At 38.4% G+C, this 5,097-nt stretch carries 5 protein-coding genes; 1 reads left to right on the top strand and 4 read right to left on the bottom strand.

Annotated elements, in window-relative coordinates:
• Positions 1-184, top strand: a 184-nt coding sequence (locus AC1DND_RS18860) for a response regulator (protein WP_477583953.1), incomplete at its 5' end; no start/stop codon positions are given.
• Between the two features lie 251 nt (positions 185-435).
• Here AC1DND_RS18860 and AC1DND_RS18855 read toward each other — a convergent pair.
• The 4 genes from AC1DND_RS18855 to AC1DND_RS18840 form a co-directional block, all read right to left on the bottom strand.
• Positions 436-1,392 carry a DUF3137 domain-containing protein gene (locus tag AC1DND_RS18855; protein ID WP_477583951.1) on the bottom strand — a complete coding sequence of 319 codons (957 nt, stop codon included), beginning with the start codon at positions 1,390-1,392 and terminating at the stop codon, positions 436-438.
• Positions 1,392-1,949 (bottom strand): LemA family protein, encoded by a 558-nt coding sequence (locus tag AC1DND_RS18850; protein ID WP_477583949.1) that lies wholly within the window; start codon positions 1,947-1,949, stop codon positions 1,392-1,394. Before AC1DND_RS18850 ends, AC1DND_RS18855 begins: the two co-directional genes overlap by 1 nt.
• A gap of 50 nt (positions 1,950-1,999) precedes the next feature.
• Positions 2,000-3,814: a hypothetical protein gene (locus AC1DND_RS18845; protein ID WP_477583947.1), complete on the bottom strand. Its 1,815-nt coding sequence runs from the start codon at positions 3,812-3,814 to the stop codon at positions 2,000-2,002.
• Between the two features lie 68 nt (positions 3,815-3,882).
• Positions 3,883-5,097 (bottom strand): hypothetical protein (locus AC1DND_RS18840; RefSeq protein ID WP_477583946.1); only part of this gene is annotated, 1,215 nt, incomplete at its 5' end.

Genomic DNA, 5,097 nt, shown 5'->3' with positions numbered 1-5,097 from the left:
GGGAGGGATACAGGCTACTAAGGCATTAAAAAACCATCCTGATTTAAAACATATTCCGGTAATTTATTTTTCGGCCAATAATGATATATCTTCATTAGCCGATGAAGCCGGTGCTGATAGTTACCTATCGAAACCATTTGATATTGCTGCACTCGAAGAAATTGTGAAAAAACATTTGAGCTAGCGCCGAAGGCTCATGAATTTTTAAGAGGCTGGTACGCTGGAAAACTTCGTATGTCTAGGATGAGCCCTGGTTAAACTTCCGAAGTTTTCTAGGGCTCGAAAGATCGTCATTTCGAGTGGAGTGCAATGAAGTCGAGACCCGAAGGCTCTGCGAAGCAAAATCTGTCTCAATAGATCTCTCTCCCGAAAGTCGGGACTCCGCTTCATCCGATAGCTATCGGATCGAGATGACGAATTTCTATTTGAAATCTGTTATTCCTTACCCCAAATTCTTGTATTCAGATCCAGCTCCTTAACAATATCATACATAAACTTTATGGTGGAGATATCTTCATTTACGGTTTCTGGGCTCAGCAATGATTTAAAAACGGGTGCTTCGAAATAGTTCCGGTTCAGTGGGAAAGCGATATACATCCTCGATTCGATAAAGGATAAACTGATGTTATATTTTGTTTGATGGTTGAGGTTTAATATCCGCTCCATCATGGCAGGTGTAAGGATGTATCTGGATTCGACCTGATCGGAGCCATAGGTCACAAAAGTCTTATCAAAGTCTAGATTCTCCAGTTGAATAACATCGTTACTACCAAAAGAAAACAGATTCTTTGAAAACCATGCACCAAAAGCTGCTCCGAAATCTTTTGGCCTAACAATGGTTACACCATTAAACTTTTTGTTAAAATCGGCAGCAAAGATAATTCCTCTAAAAATGTCATGCCACTCTGTTCGGGTTCCGTCTTTTGTTTGGGTTACTGTTTTATATTCGGCATGTACCTCAGCAAAGTAAAACCGGGTTTTATCAGCACATCCAGTTACCAGATCCTCTGTTTTATAACGATCAGGCTCATTGCTAAACAACTGTGTGTACATAAACTCCGATGCATCAATTCCTTGATAGGGACTAATCGATAAACTTTCATCTAAAAATTTAAGGGCAGCACCAATTACATTGGTTTTGTAGGCATTTTGGTAAGCTGTTAAAGAATCGTTGATTTTAAATAACAAAATACTGCCGTAAATAAGGGGTATTAAGCCGCCAATTACACCAGGAATAGGAAAACCTAAGAAAAAGCCTAAAACACAGAGCAGAATGCCCGCTGCAATAAAAATATAACCTTTGGTTTGGGTACCGGCAATTCTTTTGCGCTCTACCTCCATTGTAGCCAAAACTTGCTGTAAGGCTACATTATTTGCAATATCGAACGACATTAATTATTAAAGAGTTCTTTTGCGCTAATGTTTTTACGTTCCTCGGCTGCGGTTTCTAAAACGGCAATGGGCTGGAAATTTAACATTCCGGCAAATAAACTGCCCGGAAACATCATAATCGCATTATTGTAATCGGTTACCGAAGCATTATAGGTTCTTCTGGCAGCGGCAATCTGCTCTTCGCTTTCAGTCCAGGTAGTTYGCAGGTTAATAAAGTTGGTATTGGCTTTTAAATCAGGATAATTTTCGATGTTAACCATTAAACCTTTCACACTACTGCTCAATTGCGCATCTAAATCTGCTTTTTCTGCATTGCTAATGTTTGGTGAGCCTGCTTTAGCTCTTAGTTCAACTATTTTCGTCAAAGTCCCCTGCTCATAAGTAGTGTACTGTTTTACCACTTCAACAAGATTTGGAATAAGGTCGAACCGTTTTTTAAGCATTACATCAATGGCCGAGAAGGCATTGGTTACCTGGTTTTTCTTCCCGATAAGCGAGTTGTAAAAGAAAATCCCGATAAGGAATATAAATCCGATAATAACGAGGGCAATAATCATAATTTTAGTTTAAGGTTTAGAGAATAAAGATAAGAAAAGGTTACAAAATGTTATCGCTTTTCATTTTGTTCCCGTTCACGTCTTATCCGCCGCTCTAAGCGTTTCTGTTTCCTTTGCATATGATTGGCCCGCATGGCTTTAAACTTTGCAATATGCTCACGTACTTCATTCTGCTTTTCTTCCGTAATACCGATGCTATATTTTATGCCCGTAAAAAGGCTCTTCCAGATCATGTTAAAGAAAGATGTATTTGCCGGCCTGCTGTAATTTACGGTTACAGGTATCAGCTTTCCGTCTGCACCGGGGTTTTCTGATTTAATGATTAAAGCATTTGCTAAGAAAGAAAGAAAACCGCGGGTAACCAGGTGATCTTTTTCGGGATCGTTTTTCATCAGCGCTACAGAAAGGTCGTAGTAGGAGAACGCTACCGTTCCTTTTGCGCCTAAATCGTTCGCTTTAAAATTAAACTTCAATTTATCCACACTCCCACGGTTAATGCGGACCAAGCCTAAGGGTTTGGTAATCTGATTTAAAACCCGCGCATTAAAATTGTGTAAAACCCCATTGTAAGAAAAGGCACCATCTTTAGCGGTAAGATCAAATATAAAGTTTACATCAAGTTTTCCCTGCCCAAATAGGTAAGTGTTTAGGTTAACCTCCATAATAGGGTTTATGGCTTTAATTTTTTCGAGGTTGGTGGCGTTTTTTATAATGCCCGAGGTATGCTCGAAACTAATCTGCCCCTTTTGGTTACTCTCATTGTTGTAAACAGCGTAATTCACATTTATATCCTTCAGCTGGATTTTCTGGACCAGAATAGGCGCATCAAGAAGCTGCAAAAGTTGATGGGGAAACTTTCCGACTTTGCTTTCCTGGTGTTTTTTTGGGAGGCCATTATGGTTAAATACTGAAACGAAACCGTTGGTAATGGCCATTTCCTTTGCCCAAAGTTCTTGTTTGCTAATGTATAATGGCAAATCAATCCCATTAAGCATAATGTCGCTCATCTTGATGTTGAAACGTTCCTTCGCAAACCCTGCAACTTTGCCAAAGTTCATCTCATCGTGCAGTGGTACCAAAGCAAAACTGTTAATCCTTAACTTACCCGTTGTTGCCCTAAAATCCAGTTTATCTAATTGGATATCGTACATTTTGTCTGGCGTACGGTATACATAGTTATTCAGATTGATCACAATATCTTTAATCAGATAAAATCTTGTTGGATCTTCAGCAGAGGTAGAATCTACCAACAGGTCGGTTAAGGTAATGTTGAGGTCATCAATAGAGAAAGGTACTGAATTGGGTACATTTTTATTGATATATTTAAAACTTACATCCTTAAACCTGATGCTTTTAATGCTAAATTCATTCAGGTTTTTAGAGATGATAGCATAAGGCGATTTAATGGGCCTGGGTGCACGCCCCTCGTTAAAAGCAAATTGCTGGTTAACCATTGTTACTTCAGGTTTATCAAATATGATTTCTTCCAGCTGAAGTTTTTTTTCGCGGTACAAGGTTAATGGGTGGAAGTGCTTCACCACCAGTTTTTTTAAAGATACCGTATATAAATTATTTGGTGCTCTTTTTAAGGCTATGAGTTGCTTAAACCGATTGGTATCAGGTATTATTCTTACATTCTGTAAGGTGGCATTGCCYGTAAAAACATTGGTAGAAACCTTGGTAAAACTAATGGTATATAAACTATCGGTCGATTTATAGAGCAGTGTTTTGATCCTATCGGTTAAAATAGGGCGCGACTTAACATTTAACAGCCAGGCTATACCTACAAGTACAATAAAAACACTGAGTAATGTACACGCAATCCATTTAAAAATTCTATAACGGTATCTTCTGGTATCAGGCATTAAAAAATGAGAGGCTGTGGTTTTATTAGCAATATACGGTTATAAACATATATTTGAAAAGTGTAAGATCAGTTTTTTTCTCTCCGGGCCTTCCGCGCTGCTTTTCTGTCTGCCCGTTTTTGTTCCCTTATTTTTTTTGCAATTACTTTTTGCTGTTTTACCGGATTCTTTTCTGGGACCACACCAACGCCTACAATATCCTTTATGCCCACAAAAACGGTTTTCCACATCAGGTTAAAAAAGGAGGCTGAATTAACTCTCGTATTGGCCATGCTTGCTGTTCTTGGTGCTTCGCCTTTTTGTGGATTTTCGTTTTTAACTAAAATGACATTGGCCAAAAAAGACAAAAAACCTTTTTCCTTGGTTCCCTCGCCATCAATATTGTCAGATAGTAATTTCACCTTTAAATCGGTGTACAACATATTCATCGATCCCGTTGCAGATCTTAAATTTCCGTTCGCCTTAAAATCAACATGTTGTATATTGCCGCTCTCTATTTCAACCAGGCCCAGCGATTTTGATAGTGGATTTAAATTTTTCATATCAAACCTACCCAGGTTACCGCTATAGGTAAATGCCCCATTATTATCGGTAAGGTTGAAATCGATTTTTATATTCAGCTTTCCGGTCCCCATTAAAAGCGAGTTTAAATCTGCCAGAGCATGGCTCTTTTTGCGCAATTGTAAACTATCGTTGGTTACGTTTAAAATGTTTCCTGTTAGCGCCTTAAAGTCAACTGATCCAATTTTTTTACTCGCCGGGTTAAATTCAGCATATTTAACATTAATGTTTCTCAGCTTTACCGTATCAATCAGGGTAGGCATGTTTAATCTTTTTAGGGCCATATGTGGGTAGTTTCGGCCTTTATCAAAGCCTGGAGGCGGAGGCGATTCGCGGCTCATAAAAACTTCAACATTTGCGGGGCCAATCCTCAGCGATTTTGCATGCAGCTTCTGGTCGGTATTTAAACCAATAAAGTCAACTCCATTAAATTCTATTTTATCAAAACTGAGGTTATACCGGTCTTTCTGGATCTTGTACTTTCTTGCAAAAGTAAGCTCATCGTACAATGGGGTAAGTTTAAATCCTTTAACCGTTATTTTTTTTGATGCTGTAGAGCCTTTAATGGTGTCAACTTTCATTGAATACATTTTATCTTTCGTTATCGATTTATAACCTGCAATCTGAAAGGATGCATCTTTTGTATAGTAAAATCTTGTTGTATCATTTCCCGAAAGTGAATCCAATAAAAAATCGTTAATGTTAATGTCGAGGTGTTTGAT

It is taken from the genome of Pedobacter sp. 01N416 (genome assembly GCF_056399685.1).
This window is presented reverse-complemented; position numbering and strand designations above follow the sequence as displayed.